The 19,589-nt window shown below is 35.4% G+C and carries 18 protein-coding genes; 6 read left to right on the top strand and 12 right to left on the bottom strand.

From position 1 onward, the window contains the following. Nucleotides 1–115: 115 nt before the first annotated feature. Nucleotides 116–1,348 (top strand): chloride channel protein, encoded by a 1,233-nt coding sequence (locus MHH71_RS16450; protein WP_371388580.1) that lies wholly within the window; start codon nt 116–118, stop codon nt 1,346–1,348. A gap of 89 nt (nt 1,349–1,437) precedes the next feature. On the opposite strand, the gene MHH71_RS16445 is transcribed toward MHH71_RS16450, so the two are convergent. Further along, on the bottom strand, nt 1,438–2,127 hold the full coding sequence (locus MHH71_RS16445) for a YjjG family noncanonical pyrimidine nucleotidase (protein WP_006096722.1): 690 nt from the start codon (nt 2,125–2,127) through the stop codon (nt 1,438–1,440). Between the two features lie 119 nt (nt 2,128–2,246). On the opposite strand from MHH71_RS16445, the gene MHH71_RS16440 reads away from it, so the two are divergent. Continuing rightward, nucleotides 2,247–2,921, top strand: coding sequence for a transcriptional regulator YeiL (locus MHH71_RS16440; protein WP_033799732.1), 675 nt, complete (start codon nt 2,247–2,249; stop codon nt 2,919–2,921). A gap of 64 nt (nt 2,922–2,985) precedes the next feature. On the opposite strand, the gene MHH71_RS16435 is transcribed toward MHH71_RS16440, so the two are convergent. The 3 genes from MHH71_RS16435 to MHH71_RS16425 all read right to left on the bottom strand — a co-directional run bounded on the left by MHH71_RS16435 (nt 2,986) and on the right by MHH71_RS16425 (nt 6,039). After that, nucleotides 2,986–3,612, bottom strand: a complete 627-nt coding sequence (locus MHH71_RS16435) for an FMN-dependent NADH-azoreductase (protein WP_006096724.1) — start codon at nt 3,610–3,612, stop codon at nt 2,986–2,988. 194 nt (nt 3,613–3,806) lie between these two features. Further along, nucleotides 3,807–4,454 (bottom strand): response regulator, encoded by a 648-nt coding sequence (locus MHH71_RS16430; RefSeq protein ID WP_006096725.1) that lies wholly within the window; start codon nt 4,452–4,454, stop codon nt 3,807–3,809. 25 nt (nt 4,455–4,479) lie between these two features. After that, a complete protein-coding gene (locus MHH71_RS16425) occupies nt 4,480–6,039 on the bottom strand; it encodes a GAF domain-containing sensor histidine kinase (RefSeq protein ID WP_003209275.1) in 1,560 nt (519 codons plus the stop codon). 157 nt (nt 6,040–6,196) lie between these two features. Between MHH71_RS16425 and pdxK the strand changes: the two genes are divergently transcribed. Further along, a complete protein-coding gene (gene pdxK / locus MHH71_RS16420) occupies nt 6,197–7,021 on the top strand; it encodes a pyridoxine/pyridoxal/pyridoxamine kinase (RefSeq protein ID WP_003202349.1) in 825 nt (274 codons plus the stop codon). Nucleotides 7,022–7,285: 264 nt separating this feature from the next. On the opposite strand, the gene MHH71_RS16415 is transcribed toward pdxK, so the two are convergent. The 7 genes from MHH71_RS16415 to MHH71_RS16385 form a co-directional block, all read right to left on the bottom strand. Beyond that, the gene (locus tag MHH71_RS16415) at nt 7,286–7,489 is read right to left on the bottom strand and encodes a YbdD/YjiX family protein (RefSeq protein WP_026008488.1); all 204 of its coding nucleotides are present in this window, start codon (nt 7,487–7,489) and stop codon (nt 7,286–7,288) included. Then, nucleotides 7,482–9,557, bottom strand: a complete 2,076-nt coding sequence (gene cstA, locus MHH71_RS16410) for a carbon starvation protein CstA (protein ID WP_033799270.1) — start codon at nt 9,555–9,557, stop codon at nt 7,482–7,484. Before cstA ends, MHH71_RS16415 begins: the two co-directional genes overlap by 8 nt. 122 nt (nt 9,558–9,679) lie before the next feature. After that, on the bottom strand, nt 9,680–10,396 hold the full coding sequence (locus MHH71_RS16405; RefSeq protein ID WP_033799271.1) for a LytR/AlgR family response regulator transcription factor: 717 nt from the start codon (nt 10,394–10,396) through the stop codon (nt 9,680–9,682). A 156-nt stretch (nt 10,397–10,552) separates the two neighbouring features. Next, a complete protein-coding gene (locus tag MHH71_RS16400; RefSeq protein WP_003202523.1) occupies nt 10,553–11,752 on the bottom strand; it encodes an MFS transporter in 1,200 nt (399 codons plus the stop codon). A gap of 185 nt (nt 11,753–11,937) precedes the next feature. After that, on the bottom strand, nt 11,938–12,678 hold the full coding sequence (locus MHH71_RS16395) for a WecB/TagA/CpsF family glycosyltransferase (protein ID WP_003202522.1): 741 nt from the start codon (nt 12,676–12,678) through the stop codon (nt 11,938–11,940). Nucleotides 12,679–12,692: 14 nt separating this feature from the next. Beyond that, the gene (locus MHH71_RS16390) at nt 12,693–13,796 is read right to left on the bottom strand and encodes a glycosyltransferase (RefSeq protein ID WP_006096730.1); all 1,104 of its coding nucleotides are present in this window, start codon (nt 13,794–13,796) and stop codon (nt 12,693–12,695) included. An 86-nt stretch (nt 13,797–13,882) separates the two neighbouring features. Further along, nucleotides 13,883–15,277 carry an O-antigen ligase family protein gene (locus MHH71_RS16385; RefSeq protein WP_018764861.1) on the bottom strand — a complete coding sequence of 465 codons (1,395 nt, stop codon included), beginning with the start codon at nt 15,275–15,277 and terminating at the stop codon, nt 13,883–13,885. A 289-nt stretch (nt 15,278–15,566) separates the two neighbouring features. Between MHH71_RS16385 and MHH71_RS16380 the strand changes: the two genes are divergently transcribed. Continuing rightward, complete coding sequence (locus MHH71_RS16380) at nt 15,567–16,199, top strand: trimeric intracellular cation channel family protein (RefSeq protein ID WP_003202516.1); 633 nt, start codon at nt 15,567–15,569, stop codon at nt 16,197–16,199. Between the two features lie 164 nt (nt 16,200–16,363). Here MHH71_RS16380 and MHH71_RS16375 read toward each other — a convergent pair whose 3' ends face one another. After that, nucleotides 16,364–17,680, bottom strand: a complete 1,317-nt coding sequence (locus MHH71_RS16375) for a glycosyltransferase family 39 protein (protein ID WP_006096733.1) — start codon at nt 17,678–17,680, stop codon at nt 16,364–16,366. Nucleotides 17,681–18,141: 461 nt separating this feature from the next. On the opposite strand from MHH71_RS16375, the gene MHH71_RS16370 reads away from it, so the two are divergent. After that, a complete protein-coding gene (locus MHH71_RS16370) occupies nt 18,142–18,654 on the top strand; it encodes an acyl-CoA thioesterase (RefSeq protein ID WP_003209287.1) in 513 nt (170 codons plus the stop codon). Between the two features lie 206 nt (nt 18,655–18,860). After that, nucleotides 18,861–19,589 (top strand): glycosyltransferase family 2 protein, encoded by a 729-nt coding sequence (locus MHH71_RS16365; RefSeq protein ID WP_006096734.1) that lies wholly within the window; start codon nt 18,861–18,863, stop codon nt 19,587–19,589.

Below are 19,589 nucleotides of genomic sequence, written 5' to 3'. Positions count from 1 at the left end.
AATTCTTTAAAAAGATAATATGCATATTCAATTCATTATTTTCGTATTAGAATCTCTAATTTTTCATAATAACGTATAAATAGAGGAGGCATAAAAATTGACTATTAGGAGAAATATGCACTATTTACTCATCGTGTACGGTATATTTCTAGGTTCTATCGTTGGTGCCACAGTCTGGTTATTTTTAGTTGTCACCAATGCTGGAATTCATTTCGTTTGGGAATATTTACCCAAAGAATTTGCATTACCATCTTATTACACAATTTGTGTAACAATAATCGGTGGTTTTCTTATTGGACTATCACAAAAGTACTTTGGTACATACCCACGTTTAATGCCAGAGGTAATGGCTGAATATAAGAAAACAGGTAGGATTGAATACCGTTTTGTACATCAAGCTACATTAACAGCTATTATTGTTTTAGTATTTGGAGCAAGCTTAGGGCCCGAAGCAGCACTTGTCGGGATTATAGGCGGGCTTTGTACATGGGTTGGCGATCGCTTTCATTTTGCTGTAAAAGGAATGCAGGGACTAACAGAAATTGGAATTGGCGCTACTTTAAGTGTTATTTTTAATGCACCGTTATTCGGTTACTTAGCTCCAAGTGAAAATGAGAATGAACGACTTGCTGAAGTTTCCAAAGGGAAAAAAGCTATCGTATATGTCGCTACTACTTTGGCTGGTTTTTCTGTTTATTTATTGCTTAGTAAATTTGATAATCGAGGATCTTTTATTGTTAATTTTGGAGAAGGATCTTTTGCGCTTCATGAATGGGTTGCCTTTCTACCTCTTGCTTGTATAGGTGCTAGTATAGGCTATTTTTACTTCAAGGTAGAACATACATTGGAAAAAGTAGTACATCCTTTTCAAGAATATAAACTAACATTAGGGATTATAGGTGGCATTATTTTAGGGATTGCCGGAACTTTCCTCCCATATACTATGTTTTCAGGAGAACACCAATTAAAAGAATTAGTGAATGAGTGGACAGAATTATCATTTGGGGTGCTGTTTCTTTCAGGTGTTTTAAAATTATGTATAACGGCAGTTTGTTTAAATACAGGTTGGCGTGGAGGACACATTTTTCCGATTATATTTGCTGGAGCAAGTATTGGATATGCTATGGCCACTGTCATACCGCTAGATCCAATTGCTTCTGTAGCTATCGTGACGACAGCCATTTCAAGCTATGCATTACGAAAACCAATCGCTATTACAGTGCTATTACTTATGTTTTTCCCAATTAATTTATTATTACCGATGCTTGGAGCTGCAATGATTGGAAATTTATTTCCACTTCCTAACAATAGTGAGAATAAACAAGCGACTAGCGCAAATATCGAATAGTAAATTGAACTACCCCCACCTTCACTTCGTTTAGAGGAGGGGGTCTTCTCGGTTAAAATGATAAAATTTTCCTTAAAACCTCAAAAGAACTAACATTTTAAAATTTCATACAGCTCATCAAAAGTTTGAATTTCATAAGTCGGAACTATCCCGCTATCGTTTAACTTCTTTTCAGGATTAAACCAGCAAGTATCTAGCCCGGCTAGCTGCCCACCTTTAATATCTGCACTTAAAGAATCCCCGATAATTAATCCTTTCTCCACAGAAAAATTAGAAATTCGTGCAAAGACATACTCGAAGTATTCCTTCATTGGTTTTTGATAACCAGTGTCTTCTGAAACAAAAATGCCCTTAAAGAATGAATGTAATCCTGAATTATGCAGACGTTTATCTTGCGTTTTAGAAACACCATTTGTCACAATATATAAATCATATTGGGTTTGAATATTTTGTATGAATTCAAACACTCCATGAATAAGCTGATTTCCTTCTTCTAAATAACTACGATATTTTTTTTCAAATAAAAGGCCATCCACCTCTTGACCATACTTCTTAAATAAAATTGAAAATCGAGTATTCACTACCTCATCACGCTCTATTTTTCCTTCTTCAAAGGATTTCCACAGATTTTGGTTTGTTTTTTTGTAATGTGCTGCAATTTCATCAGTTAAAGGAATTTTTTGTTCCTCAAAAAGCAAATGTAACGCTGTTCTTTCCGCTGCTTTAAAATCTAATAACGTATCGTCTACATCAAATAGTAATGTTTGATATTTCTTCATGTTGCTTCTCTCCCTTTCTTCTATCAAAATACGCTTTTTCTTTTGTCATCAAACAAATCGTATCACTCCTGCTTGTAAAAAGAATAGGAGATATCTCATACTAAATGCGAGGTGAAAAAATGAAAATCGAAAAAGATTCAGATGAAATTTATAGCTATGTACAACGCTTCAACTTCCAAATGTTCTTTTCGTTTGATATTTTGCCATATATAGAAGTTCATTCATTTCAAAAGAATGAAACCATTTGTAACGAAGGAGAGACATTCCCCTACCTTTATTACTTAATTTCGGGAAAAGCAAAAATATATATGAGCCATCAGAATGGAAGAATTTCCTTAATTAACTTTGTAAAAGCCCCATCGATTATTGGAGAATTAGGATTAATTGGGGTCGAATCTGTAACAAAAGGGATTGAAGCTATAGAACCATGTATCTGTTTGGCTCTTCCTCTTAAAGAGTGTCGCCATCTCTTATTACAGGATGCTCACTTCTTACAACAGTTGTGTAAATTTATTGGCGAAAAAACAATCACTCGAACTGAACAATATGCAAAAAGCTATAACTATCCTTTAGAAAATCGCTTAGCTGCGTTCATTCTGTTAACTGAACACAGCAATTGTTACCTTGAAAAACATACAGAGGCCTCTGAATACTTAAATGTTAGTTATCGTCACCTCTTGTATGTATTAAAGCAGTTTTGTCAGCAAAATTGGTTAAAAAAAGAAGGAAGAATGTATTTGATACAAGACAGAAAGCAATTACAACAGTTAGCAGATGAACTCAAACGACAATAAAAAAAGCAGTACCAATGCCATAAAGACATTGATACTGCTTATTGAGTAACGATTATTTTGTTCATTAGAATATGCTTGCTACTTTAACAGCTTTCTCAAGACCTTCTGCAATAATCTCTTCTGCTTTATCTGGGAATTGATTATGACCTTCAATGATAACAGTTTCCATATTTGTTGCACCGAAGAAGCCCATCATGCTTGCTACATATTTAACAGCCATTTCTACTTCTGCTGCTGGTCCTTCAGAATATACACCACCGCGTGCGTTTAATAACGCAATTTTCTTATCTCCAATAAGGCCTACTGGGCCTTCTGGTGTATATTTAAATGTTTTACCAGCGCGGTTTAAATAATCGATATATGTGTGCAGTACAGCTGGAATTGTTAAGTTCCATAACGGGAAACCAAATACTACTTTATCAGCTGCAAGGAATTGATCTAAATATTTATCAGCAACAGCTACTGCTTTTGCTTCTTCTGCTGTTAAATCAAATCCTCTACTTGCTTTAAATGTGCCGTTAATCATATCTACTCCTACATATGGTAATTCTTCATTGTATAAATCAAGTTCTACCACTGTATCATTGGGATGTGCTTCTTTATAACTTGCTAAAAACGCTTCATATAATTTCACACTAACTGCTTGGTCCGCTGGGCGGTTGTTAGCTTTTACAAATAAAACTGTTGTCATGCCTTTTTTCCTCCTATTACTTACTCTTACGTTGTTTATTATCTACTCACTAAAAAGGGACAATCCCTTGTAATTATTGTTGTTTACAAATACATTTTATCCTCTCATCCTAACAATTTCTTCCTCACATAGACGTATCTTTTCATAAAAAAAGTCCGCCTCCTAAAGACTAACTAAGTCCTACGACTTTTGTCTTATACGACCCCATTTTTCACTGCATATAAAGCTGCTTGTGTACGATCCGATAAATTTAATTTTCCTAAAATACTACTTACATGAGCTTTTACTGTTTTTTCTGTGATCACTAACACGGATGCAATTTCCTTATTACTCATCCCTTTTGCCAAGAGCTGCAACACTTCATTCTCCCTTGCCGTTAGTACATCTACATGAATATTTGATGACTCCTGTTTCTCTGCTTGCGGCAAAGTTTGGGAAAGAAGCGCACTTGCTATATCAGGGTGAAGCTGGATATTTCCTTTATATGCGCTACGAATTGCTTCCACAAGTTGATCAGGCTCGACATCTTTTAGAATATATCCGCTTGCCCCAGCTTTTAAAGCCGGCAAGACATGCGCTTGATCGGAAAAACTAGTTAATACGAGTACTTTCACATTTGGATATTCCTTTTTGATGCATGCGGTCGCTTCAATCCCATCCATCTCTGGCATATACAGGTCCATCAAAACTATATCTGGCTGTACTTCTTGAACCTTTACCAACGCTTCTTTCCCATTATTCGCCTCTCCAACCAATTCAAGATCCTCTTGTGTGCTTAAAAAAAATGCTAATCCTTTTAAAACAACTGTATGATCATCAACTAATAATACTTTTATCTTCACAAGTTTCCCTCATTTTCACATCGCATTATAATGGTACGATAACTTTTATACTTGTTCGCTTTTTCTCACTTACAATCGTAATCCATCCGCCAATTAACTCTGCGCGTTCACGCATTGTTGTCATACCGAGCGATTTCTTCTCTTTTATATCTTTTTCTATAAAACCGAGGCCATAATCAACTACCTCTAAGGACACTTCTTTCTCTGTTACTTTCAAATAAATTGTCGCCTCTGTTACCCTTGCATGTTTACTCACATTATTTAAAGCCTCTTGTCCAATTCGCCATAATGTTTCTTCCACTACACGCGGTAACTCACGCACACCTTTAACTTGCTCACGAATGTTCAGCCCTAAGTTCTCTCCATATTGCTTTAAAGCGAGTAGCAAACCTTTTTCTAACCCTGCTGGACGAAGTTGCCAAATAAGTGCTCGCATTTCTTTTAAGGCACCTTGTGCTAATTCCCTCATCTCATGAAGAGATTGATCTACCGTTTCATTTTGTCCCTTTAAAACAGCTTCGGCACCCTTCGTCATAAATGTTAATGAAAATAACTTTTGTGAAACTGAATCATGCAGATCCCTTGCCAAACGGTTTCGTTCTTCCATCCGAGCAAGTTCACGCCGCTGTTCATTTAACCGTAAATTCTCAATCATTAATGAAATATGATTCGTTAACGCTTGTACAATATCTACAGTGTTCTCATCAAACTCTCCATGCTTCGAACTCACGCATAAAACACCAAACACTTGATTTCGAATTTGTATTAGAGCAACAATGCTAGAGGCATTAGACTGTCTTTTCAACAAAACAGGCTGATTTTTTTCTATCGCTTCTTTTGCAATACTCTCTAACTCCATATCTCTTTCCGATACATATTTCTTATAGCAAGCTCGCATGGATATCTTTTTTTCTTCTTGTATAAAAAATGCAACTTGCTCCCATAGAAATACATCCCCCACTTGTTTTACAACTTCTTCTGGTAATGTATTTAACTTATGAATTTTTCTTAGTTCCTGAATAAAACGCTCTAGTTTCACATAATAATGAGCCCGTTTCTTTTCATTTTCATATAGTTTCGTTCGTTTTAAAGCTGTTCCAATTTGCAGGGCAACCGATTGTAATAGCATCAGTTCTTCTTCAGAAAAATGTGTTTTCCCTGGACTAGCGACATTTAAGACTCCAAACTCTTCTCCGCCAGCTTTTAATGGAACGGTTGCATGATGAAGAATTCCTTCTGTATCACCCCAATTATTTTCAACCGCATTGTTAATTCGTTTACATTCAATAATATTAACCGCTCGTTCTAATTTCCCCTCCACAAAACGGCGTAAACACCAGCATTCTCCTTCGCACATTGGCTTTTTATCTTGAAAGGTAAGCGCTGCTGGTAAATGATAATCAATTAATTTTGTATACCTACCATTTTCATCAGCAAGAAAAATCCATCCTGTTGTTAATCCTGTTACATGCAGCAATTTTTCTAATACCGCTTGTAGCACATGATATGTATCATTGGATGTATTTAATGTTTCTGCAATCTCTTTTAATATCGCTAATTCGCTTATACGGTTCTCCTGAAACATAAATTGTCTCCTACATACAATATTTTCTTTTCTCATTGTACTAAATTCAATATATTCTCAAACAAACAAGTAACTTTTTCACTTTGTACTTATTCATAAGATTGATATAATGGTTAAAAATGTAGTTTTCATTATATCACCTGAGGGGGCTTTCACAATGACATTAAACAAAGCACTTACAATCGCTGGTTCTGACACAAGCGGTGGCGCTGGTATACAAGCGGATTTAAAAACGTTTCAAGAACTTGGTGTATACGGAATGACGTCTCTTACAACAATCGTAACAATGGATCCACATAACGGCTGGGCACATAACGTATTCCCGATTCCTGCTTCTACACTCAAACCACAATTAGAAACAACAATTGAAGGTGTTGGTGTTGATGCTTTAAAAACGGGTATGCTTGGATCTGTTGAAATCATTGAAATGGTTGCTGAAACAATTGAAAAGCATGATCTACAAAATGTAGTAGTAGACCCAGTTATGGTTTGTAAAGGGGCAGATGAAGCATTGCATCCTGAAACAAATGACTGCTTACGCGATGTACTTGTTCCAAGAGCATTAGTTGTTACACCAAACCTATTTGAAGCATATCAACTAAGCGGTGTGAAAATTAATTCTCTTGAAGACATGAAAGAAGCTGCTAAAAAAATCCATGCTTTAGGTGCAAAATATGTACTAATTAAAGGCGGTAGCAAGCTAGGTACAGAAACTGCAATCGATGTATTGTACGATGGAGAAACATTTGATCTTTTAGAATCAGAGAAAATTGATACAACAAATACACACGGCGCAGGTTGTACATACTCTGCAGCAATTACAGCAGAACTTGCAAAAGGTAAATCTGTAAAAGAAGCGGTAAAAACTGCAAAAGAATTCATCACAGCAGCAATTCGTCACTCATTCAAGATTAACGAATATGTAGGACCAACACATCACGGTGCATATCGTAAATTTGCTGCTGGAAAAGAACTTGTATAAGGAATAAAGTGAAACTTTAATCAGTCCTCACCAATCGGACTTTTACGGGTAGTTTATCTCCCACGTAATTTCTTTGCTTTCGCTGAACTTTGAGGTGGGAGTATTACTGCCCGCAAATAGCATCATAAAAACAAGCTATCTATAGATAGCTTGTTTTTTATGATGCTAATTTTACTTCTATCAATTCCAAAACTTTTTACTTTCTTGCTGTTTCACGTGAAACAACAAAAAAGTAAAAAAAGAGCGACGAATCGCTCTTTCTCTTCAACAACACCTTGATATTTTTCCACCTTTCGCATTGAACCTAGCTTCTTGCGCCTCAGCAAAAAACTGTTTTCGACATAAAATCGGTGCTTCTGGGTGGTACTCTTTCATATGGGTAACGTACGTTTCATAACTTGGTACTCCAACAAGCAAACTAATAAATTGCTTTCGTGTTCTCCACACCTTCTCCAATTTTTTAAGCATAATTTCTCGACTCACTTTCATCTCTTGGAATATATGGTGCTTCTTTTAATGGTATAGATTTATTTTGCAATACTTTAATCCATATACGAATAGCAGAAATAAGAACTGCTATTACAACTAACATGAAAATTCCACAAAGCGTAGCATCGATATAATCATTGAAGATAATTTGCTTCATTTGTGCCACATTTTTGGCCGGTGCTAGTATTTCCCCTTCATCTAAGGCGCTCTGGAATACTTTTGCATGCGATAAAAATCCAATTTTCGGATTCTCATGGAATAATTTTTGGTAGCCTGCTGTCATCGTCACAATCAGCAAACCTACCGTTGGGATAAGCGTAACCCAAACGTACGCCTTTTTCCCCATTTTGAACAATATCGTTGTTCCGAGCAATAACGCAATACCCGCTAACATCTGGTTAGCAATTCCAAAGAGTGGCCATAATGTATTAATTCCACCGAGCGGATCAACTACACCTTGGTATAAGAAATACCCCCATCCTAACACACATAACGTTGTTGCAATCACATTAGCCAGTGTAGAATCTGTTTTCGCAAATGGTTTATATACATGCCCTAAAATATCTTGAATCATAAATCGTCCTACACGTGTACCAGCATCAATTGTCGTTAAAATAAATAGTGCTTCAAATAAAATAGCAAAATGATACCAGAATGCCATCATCGCAGTTCCACCGATTACTTGTGAAAAGATGTAGGCCATCCCAATTGCTAATGTTGGCGCTCCTCCTGTACGAGATAGTATCGTTTGTTCACCAACATTTACAGCAAGATCCTTTAATTCATTTGGTGTAATTGCAAATCCCCAAGAAGAAATAACTTGAGCTGCTTGTGATACATCCGTTCCGATAAGAGCTGCCGGACTATTAATTGCAAAATATGTTCCTGGTGTTAATACACAAGCTGCGATCATGGCCATCGCCGCAACGAACGATTCCATTAACATTGCCCCGTAACCAATTGGTTGTGCGTGCCCTTCTCTTTCAATCATCTTCGGCGTAGTACCAGAGGAAACTAAAGCATGGAATCCTGATACAGCCCCGCAAGCAATTGTAATAAATAGAAACGGAAATAGATTTCCGGAAAACACTGGACCTGTTCCGTCAATGAACTTGGATACAGCCGGCATTTGTAAGTTTGGTGCTACAATTAGAATTCCAATTGCTAGCCCAACAATCGTTCCGATCTTTAAAAATGTACTTAAATAATCACGTGGAGCAAGGAGCATCCACACCGGTAATGCAGACGCAATAAAACCGTATACAATAAGCATAATTGCAATTGTTTCACCGCTAAAAGTAAACATGCTTGCAAGCGTAGGTTTCTCAGCTACATACTGTCCTCCAACAAGAGATAAAAGAAGTAAAATAATACCGATAACTGATCCTTCTCCAACACGCCCTGGGCGAATATAACGCATATAAACACCCATTAAAATAGCGATTGGAATTGTCGCTGCAATCGTAAACATTCCCCAAGGGCTACCGACAAGTGCTTTCACAACTACTAAAGCTAATACTGCTAATAAAATGATCATAATACCTAAAATACCAATCATCGCAATTAATCCTGTTACAGGACCAATCTCATCTTTAATCATTTCGCCTAATGATTTTCCATTACGTCTCATGGAAGCAAATAAAATAACAAAATCTTGTACTGCTCCTGCAATTACAACTCCAACAATAATCCAAATTGTTCCTGGTAAATATCCCATTTGCGCTGCTAAAATCGGCCCTACTAATGGACCCGCTCCTGCAATTGCCGCAAAGTGATGTCCAAATAATACCCATTTATTTGTTGGAACATAATCCTTTCCATCATTTAGCGTCTCAGCAGGTGTTTGCCGATTATTATCTAGCTCAAATACTTTTTGTGCAATAAATCTACTATAAAAACGATAAGCAACTGCATATACAGAAACAGCTGCTACTAATAGCCATACAGCATTAATTGTTTCACCTTGTGATAGGGCAATTACACCAAATCCGGTTGCTCCTAATGCTGCGATGATACCCCAAAGTAAAATTGACTTAAACGCCTTCACATACAATCCCCCCTATACTACTTCTTAGTGGAGATTGTACTAAATTTTCTGAATATTTAATTTGAATCCTCCTTATCATGAAGGATTCTTATGTTAACATGTTGAAATTCACTTACAACTTGTCATAGTTCAATTTTATTTCGAAGTCGTTTTACATAGTTTCGACTAACAGGAATCGGTTTCTCATCATACCTATCTAAATAAAGGTTATACGTTCCATTATAATAAGGCTTTAATGCCTGAACATGCATAACATTTATTAAATAACTTTTATGAACACGTAAAAAATCATATGCTGTTAATTTATTTTCCAATTCTTGAAGTGTATATGTTGAAATATACTGATTATTCGCTGTATAAATTGAAACCGTTTTATTCTCCTTATTCTTACTTACATATACAATATCCTCTGGAAAAATATACGTAATCCCTTCATGACTTTCAATCGGAAGTTTTCGCAAATGGCTTTTTACTTTCTTTCCTTTGTCTTGTTCCATTCTATATACGAGAAATTGTAAATCTTCTTCACGAAATGGTCGTAGTAAATAATAAAACGCTTGGAAGCGAAAAGCTGTTATCGCCTCTTCTATATCCTCACCGATAAAAATAAACTTTGTATCGCAATTTAATTGTTGTAATAAACTAGAGAATTCAAACCCTGTACCATCTTTTAATTCTGTATCTAAAAAAACGAAATCAGGAATATGCTTTTTAGCTACTTGTAAAGATTCCATTCCTGTTCCTGCTTCAAAGCACTCTACATTTCGCATATTTTCTGTAAATATCTCAATGAATCGATTTCGATGTTCTGCATCTTCCATGATAAGTAAAATTTTCATCTGCCCAACCACCTAATTCTTTTGTCCATATGTCTTGTTGTATACATTCGCCTTAGTAAGAAACAATCCCTTTTTCTAGCCTTATTTTCTATTTACTATACCATCACTTTCCTTAAAAACAACAAAAAAGGAAGCCTCTTGGACTCCCTTCTTTCGTTATACCAACTCTTGCTGCTTCGTTTCTTGCCCTAGCATAACTACTGCAAGCACTCCAATTAAAATGGAACCGCAAAAAATTGTAAAGATCAATGAAAGAGACGCTTGTGAAGCAACAAGATAACCTACTAGCAATGGACCGAGAATACCACCAATACGGCCAAATGCTGCAGCCATACCTGCTCCAGTACCGCGAATTACTGTCGGATACTGCTCAGGTGTATATGCATATAACGCACCCCATGCTCCTAAATTAAAGAAGGACAGTAACATTCCTGCTATCACCAATGTTGTAAGCGATTCGGCTACTCCAAAGACGTACGCACTGCATGCTGTGCCAATTAAATACGTAACTAACACAAACTTACGGCCGAGGCGTTCAATAAACCATGCAGCAGTAAAATATCCGGGAAGCTGTGCCAATGTCATAATTAATACGTACTGGAAACTTTTTATTAGACTAAATCCTTTTAGTACCATTACACTTGGTAACCAAAGAAACATGCCATAATAAGAAAAGACAACACAGAACCATAAGATCCATAACATAATCGTCGCTTTTCGATATTCTCCAGACCAAACCGCCTTTATATTTGTAATAACAGATTGTTTGTTCTCAACTTTTTCAAATTGCGGTGAATCTGGTAGATTCCATCGTAAATATAGTGCATAAAGAGCTGGAATCGCACTTAATACCATCGCTACTTGCCAGCCATACTTTGGAATTACAAAATAAGAAATTAGAGCTGCAATTAACCAGCCAACTGCCCAAAAGCTTTCTAGTAATACAACAATTCTCCCGCGTTCATGAGCCTCAACACTTTCAGATACAAGTGTCGAAGCTACTGGTAATTCTCCACCAAGCCCCATACCGATTAAAAAACGCAATATAAGAAACATAGCTAATGTTGTTGTTAATGCCGTTAACCCACTACCGATAGAAAATAATAATAATGTCATAATAAAAACAGACTTGCGCCCCAACTTATCTGCTAATATGCCAAATAAAAGTGCTCCCACCGCCATACCAATAGAATTGATACTTCCGATCCATCCCATCTCCTGACTACTTATTCCCCATTCTTTTTGCAGCGCAACGATGACAAATGAAAGCATGCCAACATCCATTGCATCAAATAACCAACCAAGCCCCGCTATTCCAAGAAGCTTGCGCTTTGAAATTTCTTTTATATCCCCCACTAGAAGTCCTCCTTACACAGGTGTCTTTACACTTCATTTTACATGTGTATATTGTATAAGTAAAATACTTTTATCCCTATTTTCACTTAAAAGTTTCCTTTTAATCTTCCCATAAAATAGAGCTTCCATTAGTGGAGAATACTACATTTTTAGCTTTCACAAATAAAAAAAGTAGCGAAATATCGCTACTTTTTCGAACGCATCACTTCTTTTAGAAATTCAGCTAATACAAGCTGCCGACGCCAACGCGTCGGATTGCTACACAGACGGTAAAACCATTCTAGATGAATTGCTTGAATCCATTTTGGTGCACGTTTTACTTCTCCTGCCCAAACGTCCAGACTGCCACCTACACCAACAGCTACTTTTGTTTGTAAGCGATGCTTATTATTTTGAATAAAGTTTTCTTGTCTTGGGAATCCAAGAGCTACAAGTAAAATATCCGGTTTTACTTCTTGAATGCGAGCAATGATGCCCTCTTCCTCTTCTTGTTTAAAATACCCATCCTGCGTACCAACAATAGATACAGCTGAATAAGTTTTTGTTAAATGATCAGCAGCACCCTTAACAACATGTGGTTTCGCTCCCAGTAAAAAAACAGATACAGATTTATTCTCTTTCGATAACGCTCCAAATAAATCACTCATTAAATCAAAACCTGCTACGCGCTCTTTTAATGGTGTCCCTAGCATACCACTTGCCTTTACAACACCAATACCATCCGGTGTAATCAAATCTGTTTCTAAAAGGGTTTGATGAAAACTTGGGTCTTTTTTGGCACACATTACGATTTCTGGATTCGCTGTTACAACTTGAAATGTATGAGTTTGTTCTGATTCTAGCTGCTTCATGATATATTGAATTGTCTCTTCCATTGTCATCGTAGAAAAAGGGACACCTAAAATATCAACTGTTTGTACTGCCATAATTATAATCCTCTCTATTTCAATAAAAGTTTTTTATATGCTTTATAAGTATCTTCATATAGATTTCGTAATGAGAAATGAGAAAAAGCATGCTCATACAAACGTTCACCCATCGCCGCTAATTCGCCATTCTCCCACTTCTTATATCCTTCCTCTAATGCACTTGCTAATGCATGTGCATCACCAATTGGCACAATCCATCCGTATGTAGGATCGACAATCAACTGTTCCATATCACCAACATTCGTTGCAATAGACGTTAAACGTTGATTTGCAGCTTCTAATAACACAAGCGGAAAGCTTTCACTATAAGAAGTTAATAAATTAATATCGGCGGATGCATATAATTCTTTTACATCCGAACGATGACCTAAAAATAATACTTTATCTTCTAACCCTTTCTGCCTTACTGCTTCTTTCAACTCTTCTTTAATCGGGCCATCGCCAACTAACAATACTTTCATATTAGGAGTTGTTATTTTTTGCAAGGCATCGAATAAAATATTATGCCCCTTTACAGGGTGAAGGCGGGCTACTTGAATCGCTGTAAATACTCCTTCTTGTATACCTAATTCATCTTTTAAGTTATAAGGTTTCGCTGGAATGTCATCATACTCAATCCCGTTATAAATGGTACAAATTTTATCTGCTGGCACACCGAGTGCTACAGTATTTTGCTTAAAACGTTCTGTAATTGCAAAAAATAAATCAACTTTCTTATATGAATGTAAATTTAACTTTGTAAAGATCCAACCTTTCAAACCACGTTTCATAAAATCAAGAGTTGGATCACTATGAACTGTTGTTACCCATTTTGCACGTATCTTCCTTTTTAGAAGAGAAAGATAAAAGTTCGCGCGCGCACCATGTGTATGCACAATATCAAAGTGTCCTTCGTTAATAAACGTACGTATTTTAGAAAGAATCGATATGTCATAACGAGATGATTGAGAAAAAACGTGCACTTTAATTCCGAGCTCTCTTGCTTCTCTAGCAATTGCACCTTCTTCAAACACAACTAGTTCAACTTCAGCTTTTGGAAATTGCGACAAAAGTGAAATAATGTGGGTTTTTCCACCACCTTCTTCTGCTCCAGCATTCATATGCAACACTTTCATCTCTTTCTTCCTCCATCTTTATGTTCTCTTATAGTTTACTATAACAAAAAATAAAAGCTAACGTGACGCTAGCTTTTATTTTTCTATCATTCAATTTCTAAATCAACGATTAAATATGCAAAAATCACAGCGAAATAAATACTTACTCCAGGCGCTGTAAATACATGTCCCGCTATAAATGCAATACCCATACCTAATCCTAATGCGGTTGCTAATAACCCGTATCTTACTGTAAATACCTCTTTAAACCTAGTTACTAGTACGAGAAGAATTTTCACACCGAAGTATAAAAATGGGATTAAAAGTAGGATGAAACCGACAATCCCAAATGTATAGAACCAATCATGAAAGTCCCTTTCAATTAGCTTCGGTTTCTCTTTGAAATTCCCAGCATATCCCATACCGAATAATTTTTGAGATGTTGGAGCTTCTGCATAGTAATCTTCATACATTTTCTCAAATATCTCACGTCCACTGAAGATTATTGCTTGTGTTTCCTCTTTTTTCTCTATTTCTTTTGCTTTTGCTTTTTCCTCTTGTGTTACAGGCGGTTTATGATGCGTTTTTTCTTCCTTCTTTTCTTCCGCCTTTTTCACTTCTTTTTTCTCATTAAGACCTTGGACGTGAAATCCCATATTTTTTAAGAATGGCGAAAACGGTGTATATGCTAGTGCTCCAGCAAAAACAACAGTTGCAAGGATGCCATTCAGTAAATATGACTTCTTATTTCTATCTTTACGCTGTAAAAATGCCTGAACAAAGCACATGAAAACAGCAACAACCATTGTGCCAAAAATGGCTCCAACTCCCACCTTCGTACCAACAGCAAATAATGAGAAGATAATTAAAATAGAAGGAATCCAAAAATAACTTTTCGCTATGCTTGTTGTTTTTTCAATTGAATATAGAACAACAATTGGGCATATAACTGCTAAAATAGATCCTAGTTCATTTCCTGCATAGAACCACCCACGTGAACCAAGTTTCACCCATTCGTAGCTATTATAATCAGTTCCTGTCGCAATTGAAATAACCATGATACTATTTATAATTAATGCTGAATACACAATATAGTTACGCATTTTTGAATATGCATTTGCTTTTTCACGTAATGATTTAAACACAAAAATGTAACAAGTAAGCATGATAAATGGATATAATGCTTTTGCTATAAATTTAATTTCTTCTCCCAACATGATAGGGCTTTTAACCAATTTATTATTTACTAAACCTGCAGCAAGAACAATTCCAACTACTATTAAATATATGATATATTTACGATTTTCTTTTTCTCTTGCCTGAAATAAAATATAGATTCCACCAAGAACCATTACAAATAGACGCGTAATAATTCCAATTGTCGTATCAATCTTTAAAACCATGATGCAAAATGACGTGAGTAAGTCTAAAACCGGCTGTAACATAATGAAAATCAATAAAAAATTCCCGAATTTATTACTTAAATTATTATTTCCTAACATCTCGAACCCCCATAACTATCATTACCTTATCTCACTTTATACAATTTACAATAAACTTCTAACTCGTCTCAAATATTTATTATACCATAATTTTTTAGTTAACCACTTCCTATTTATGCAGATAAAAGATAATAAATCCCCTTCTCACATGTCATATATCTGGTATCTTCAAACGCTTTCTTTCCCCATTTTTTCTTTTTTTCTACATGTAACGAAAAGTAATTGTTATTTCTAAAACTTTAGTGTATATTTTGCTCTGGAACATCTTTAAGAGGAAGGGATTAGAGCTATGTTATTAATCGAAATATTTACGTTTCTTGGCATTGTCGCCGCTGCCATTTCTGGTACATTAGTTGGTTTAAAGAAAGATCTAGATTTATTTGGTGTCCTTTGTTTAGCTGTAGCTACTGCACTCGGTGGCGGAATTATTCGTGATATTATGATTGGTAACCTACCTCCCGTTGCATTTGTACAACCGATTTACTTTTTAGTCAGTGTATTAGCAGCTCTCTTTACTTGTATGTTTTTCGAACGCATTAATAAACTTCAAGTTGTAATCATGCTTTCAGATGCTGTCGGTTTAGGCGTTTTTACTGCTATTGGCGCAAACGCTGCAATGTCGCATCACGTTGATGCTTCATTTTTAGTTGTTTCGATGGGTGTTATTACAGGTATTGGTGGAGGGATTATGCGCGATATTTGCGCTCAAGATATTCCCTATGTATTCCGTAAAGAGATCTATGCAATTGCTTCTATTCTAGGTGCAATTAGTTTCCTAATTACGTATGAAATGGGTGCACACGTATTAGCCTTTTATATCTGCTTACTAGTAACGTTCATCATACGTGTAGTCACCGTTATATATAATGTGCATTTTCCAGTCTTCTTTAAGGCTCATGCAAAAGCTAATAAAAGTCATTAAGAGAATTCAAATCGAATTCTCTTTATTTATAATAGTTACTCCTTATTGCCTAAATATAAGAAAAAACTCACCATTTTAAAAAACGGTGAGTTTTCTTTTATCACACGCTTCAAGATTCCCCTAAAAATATAAGATCAAACCTTCCTGCTACGCAAGGCTTCACTTTATTTTTTGAAAAATAGCTTTTGACAATAGGATGACAACATATATACACCTAAACTTTGTAAAATGAAAAGACTTGGTATCGTTAAACCATCGTGCACAATATCTGCATTAAAAAGCTTCATTCCAATATATCCTGTTATAAGTAACAGTAACAACATATAGCCTTCGCTCTTTTGTTTCTGAATAAGGAAATGTAAAAGCGCAATTGACATAAATAAAGTTACAGCTATAAAGATGAGTTTTTCACCTTTTAGCAATATTCCATTCATTCCCTCTGATGATACCTGATCTATACTTGGCTTAACCACAGCTAACCGCTCTGTTTCTAACTCTTTTAACTTTTGACTCAAGCGCTCTTTCATACTTTGTGCTTGAACGGTTTCTTGTTTATTACGCTCTTCCCCGATTAAAACCGATTGCACATACGCATCGTTAGAAATGGCATACTGTTTTATTCCCATTGCTTGAATCCCATAATTCACAGCAAAATGAGTAACATAAAATACGACTAAAATCCCTATTAATTTTAACAATACATTTTGTTTATCTGCACTTTGGAATACTTCCACTAGCAAGACATACACAATTACTAAAATAAGTATAAATATGCCTACTGGATACATCATATTACTAAGAGCAAATAGTATCGCAGCACATGCCCACATGTAAGAATGACTCAATCCTTTATGTAGTAATATATAACTCGCAAAGTAAAATAAAAATATAGAGAATAATTCCCCTGTTAATAATGAACATGAAAGAATATTTGGCAAATATAGCGAGTAAAACACTGCAGCAATTCGGCCACATTCTTCTTGAAATAAACTTGCAGCAATTCGATAAATGAAAAACGCTGTTCCTGCACAATACAAAACATTAAAAAATTGCAAAACAAATGTAGCATCGCCAAACACACGAATCAATACTGACTCATATATAATGAAAGGTAATTGACTAACAACAGTTACATTACTGCTTCCTAGCGCAACTTGTTTTGCAGTCTCATACATAGCTCTCATATCACCTATAACTGGAGCATCAAAAAAGAGAACTGCTCCAAGCCTAACCAGCACTGTCATACTCATTAGAAAAATGAGAAACTGTTTATCCGTAAATCGATATTGCAAAATAGAAGCAAGAAGTAAAAGGAGTATCACGAAAATTGATAGCACAATCGTTAAACTTGTGGCGCTTCCTCCCAAAAATTGCTTACTTCCCTCGAAGGCGTTCCAGCAAGAATAAACAAAAAAGGCAAGCATAGTTCCAATAATTATTTTACTAAAAAAAGATGAAAACCCTGTTTGTATGTTATTCATATGTATATTGCACCTCTATTTCCATTCATAACACAACGATTCTATCATGAATGGGCACATGACAGTTAGAAAATTTATCCCGCTATTTGCGAGCAAGTAATACTCTCACCACGAAATTCAAATAGAAGGAGCGGAATTAACTAGGAGATGAACTGCCTGTAAAAGTACTAATTGATTAGTGCTAATAATCAGTGAGGGATGAAAAAAACTACTGATTAAAGTTTCACTTTATATAGAAAAATATAACATTCACTTTTTCGCTTGCAATGTAAGCGAAACCTCTTTTACACTACAATCTATACAAATTAAATTTTCTTTCAGTTACACGCATAGAAATACAATATTATTCTATTTTAATGAAGTAAACTTTTTATCGGATCTCAATCGTCTAAATAACAAATAATATTCGATAGAAAATACCCATCTTTTTTATATAGGAAACAGAAATAGGAGTAGATTATATGGATAAGAAATTTATGAGAGAATCAAAAGCAATTAAAACAACGCGTGTTTTCCCAAATGATTTAAACAATCATCAAACATTATTTGGCGGAAAACTATTAGCGGAAATTGACAGCATCGCATCTATTGCAGCAGCAAGACATAGTAGGAAACATTGCGTAACGGCCTCCATTGATTCCGTTGACTTTTTAACTCCAATCCATCAAACGGATTCCGTTTGCTATGAGGCATTCGTTTGCTATACGGGAAAATCATCTATGGAAGTATTTGTGAAAGTCGTTGCAGAAAATTTATTAGAAGGGGAACGCCGCATTGCTGCTACTTGCTTCATTACATTCGTAGCATTAAAAGATGGCAAGCCGTCTTCTGTACCTCAAGTGTTACCAGAAACAGAAGAAGAACATTGGTTATACAAAACCGGAAAAGAACGTGCTCAAAGCAAAAAAGAAAACCGTTCAAAAAGTAAAGAAATGGCTGATGTATTAACACTGAGCAAACCTTGGAGTGTATAAGTGAAAACCTTTTAGCGAATATAGTAAGACTATATTCGCTATTTTTTATCAAAAAAATGCATAGTCAGACTTTTCATTTTACAAAAATTACATACTTTATCCTTTATTTTGTTATAATTTTAATGATATATTAAGTAAAGTATGCTTAAATTAGCTCATTTAATTTAATATCATTACATATTTTTTATATAGAGGATGGTGCAAAAATGTCTGTTGAAGTACCAATTTCAATACCGAAAACATTGATTATTATTCCTGCCTACAATGAAGAAGAAGCAATCGGAGATACATTAACAAGACTATTAGAGCTTAAACAACATTTCACACAATTAGATATTTGTGTTATTAATGATGGTTCACGCGACCGAACATCAGAAATTGTAAAAGAATTCCCAGTTAATATTGTAAATTTACCATACAATTTAGGAATTGGCTCTGCTGTACAAACTGGCTATAAATATGCTGATATAAACGGATATGACATTGCAATTCAATTTGATGCAGATGGTCAACATAATCCTGAGGACTTATACAAAATCATTCAACCTATCGCTGAAAATAAGTGCGATATGGTACTAGGTTCACGTTTTACTGAGAAAACAGCTTATAAAGGTAGCCTCTCACGCAGAATTGGTATTTTTTACTTTACAGCCTTATTAAAATTATTAACAAGACAAACATTTATGGATCCAACATCTGGTTACCGTGCAATTAACCGAAAAGTAATTGAAATCTTTTCTTATAACTATCCAAAGGATTATCCAGAACCAGAGGTCCTAATCCACTTAAAGAAAAAAGGTTTACGTATCAATGAAATTTCTGTAAATATGCAAGAAAGACAAGGAGGACAATCATCTATTACTCCTTTAAAATCTGCATATTACATGATTAAAGTAAGTCTCGCTATATTAATGCAAAAAATCGTGAAAGGTTGA

Origin of the sequence: Bacillus sp. FSL H8-0534 (genome assembly GCF_038005885.1) — a bacterium.
Classification (GTDB): domain Bacteria; phylum Bacillota; class Bacilli; order Bacillales; family Bacillaceae_G; genus Bacillus_A; species Bacillus_A pseudomycoides.
The sequence above is the reverse complement of the archived record's forward strand: the minus strand, read 5'-3'. Positions and strand labels throughout refer to the sequence as shown.

Excerpts from the sequence above, each read along its gene's own strand:
- MHH71_RS16370 (WP_003209287.1), top strand. The coding sequence starts at position 18,142 with ATGGATAAGAAATTTATGAGAGAATCAAAAGCAATTAAAACAACGCGT.
- pdxK (WP_003202349.1), top strand. The coding sequence starts at position 6,197 with ATGACATTAAACAAAGCACTTACAATCGCTGGTTCTGACACAAGCGGT.
- MHH71_RS16450 (WP_371388580.1), top strand. The coding sequence starts at position 116 with ATGCACTATTTACTCATCGTGTACGGTATATTTCTAGGTTCTATCGTT.
- MHH71_RS16415 (WP_026008488.1), bottom strand. The coding sequence starts at position 7,489 with ATGCTTAAAAAATTGGAGAAGGTGTGGAGAACACGAAAGCAATTTATT.
- MHH71_RS16375 (WP_006096733.1), bottom strand. The coding sequence starts at position 17,680 with ATGAATAACATACAAACAGGGTTTTCATCTTTTTTTAGTAAAATAATT.
- MHH71_RS16425 (WP_003209275.1), bottom strand. The coding sequence starts at position 6,039 with ATGTTTCAGGAGAACCGTATAAGCGAATTAGCGATATTAAAAGAGATT.
- MHH71_RS16435 (WP_006096724.1), bottom strand. The coding sequence starts at position 3,612 with ATGACAACAGTTTTATTTGTAAAAGCTAACAACCGCCCAGCGGACCAA.
- MHH71_RS16445 (WP_006096722.1), bottom strand. The coding sequence starts at position 2,127 with ATGAAGAAATATCAAACATTACTATTTGATGTAGACGATACGTTATTA.
- MHH71_RS16380 (WP_003202516.1), top strand. The coding sequence starts at position 15,567 with ATGTTATTAATCGAAATATTTACGTTTCTTGGCATTGTCGCCGCTGCC.
- MHH71_RS16440 (WP_033799732.1), top strand. The coding sequence starts at position 2,247 with ATGAAAATCGAAAAAGATTCAGATGAAATTTATAGCTATGTACAACGC.
- MHH71_RS16390 (WP_006096730.1), bottom strand. The coding sequence starts at position 13,796 with ATGAAAGTGTTGCATATGAATGCTGGAGCAGAAGAAGGTGGTGGAAAA.
- MHH71_RS16385 (WP_018764861.1), bottom strand. The coding sequence starts at position 15,277 with ATGTTAGGAAATAATAATTTAAGTAATAAATTCGGGAATTTTTTATTG.
- MHH71_RS16395 (WP_003202522.1), bottom strand. The coding sequence starts at position 12,678 with ATGGCAGTACAAACAGTTGATATTTTAGGTGTCCCTTTTTCTACGATG.
- MHH71_RS16405 (WP_033799271.1), bottom strand. The coding sequence starts at position 10,396 with ATGAAAATTTTACTTATCATGGAAGATGCAGAACATCGAAATCGATTC.
- MHH71_RS16365 (WP_006096734.1), top strand. The coding sequence starts at position 18,861 with ATGTCTGTTGAAGTACCAATTTCAATACCGAAAACATTGATTATTATT.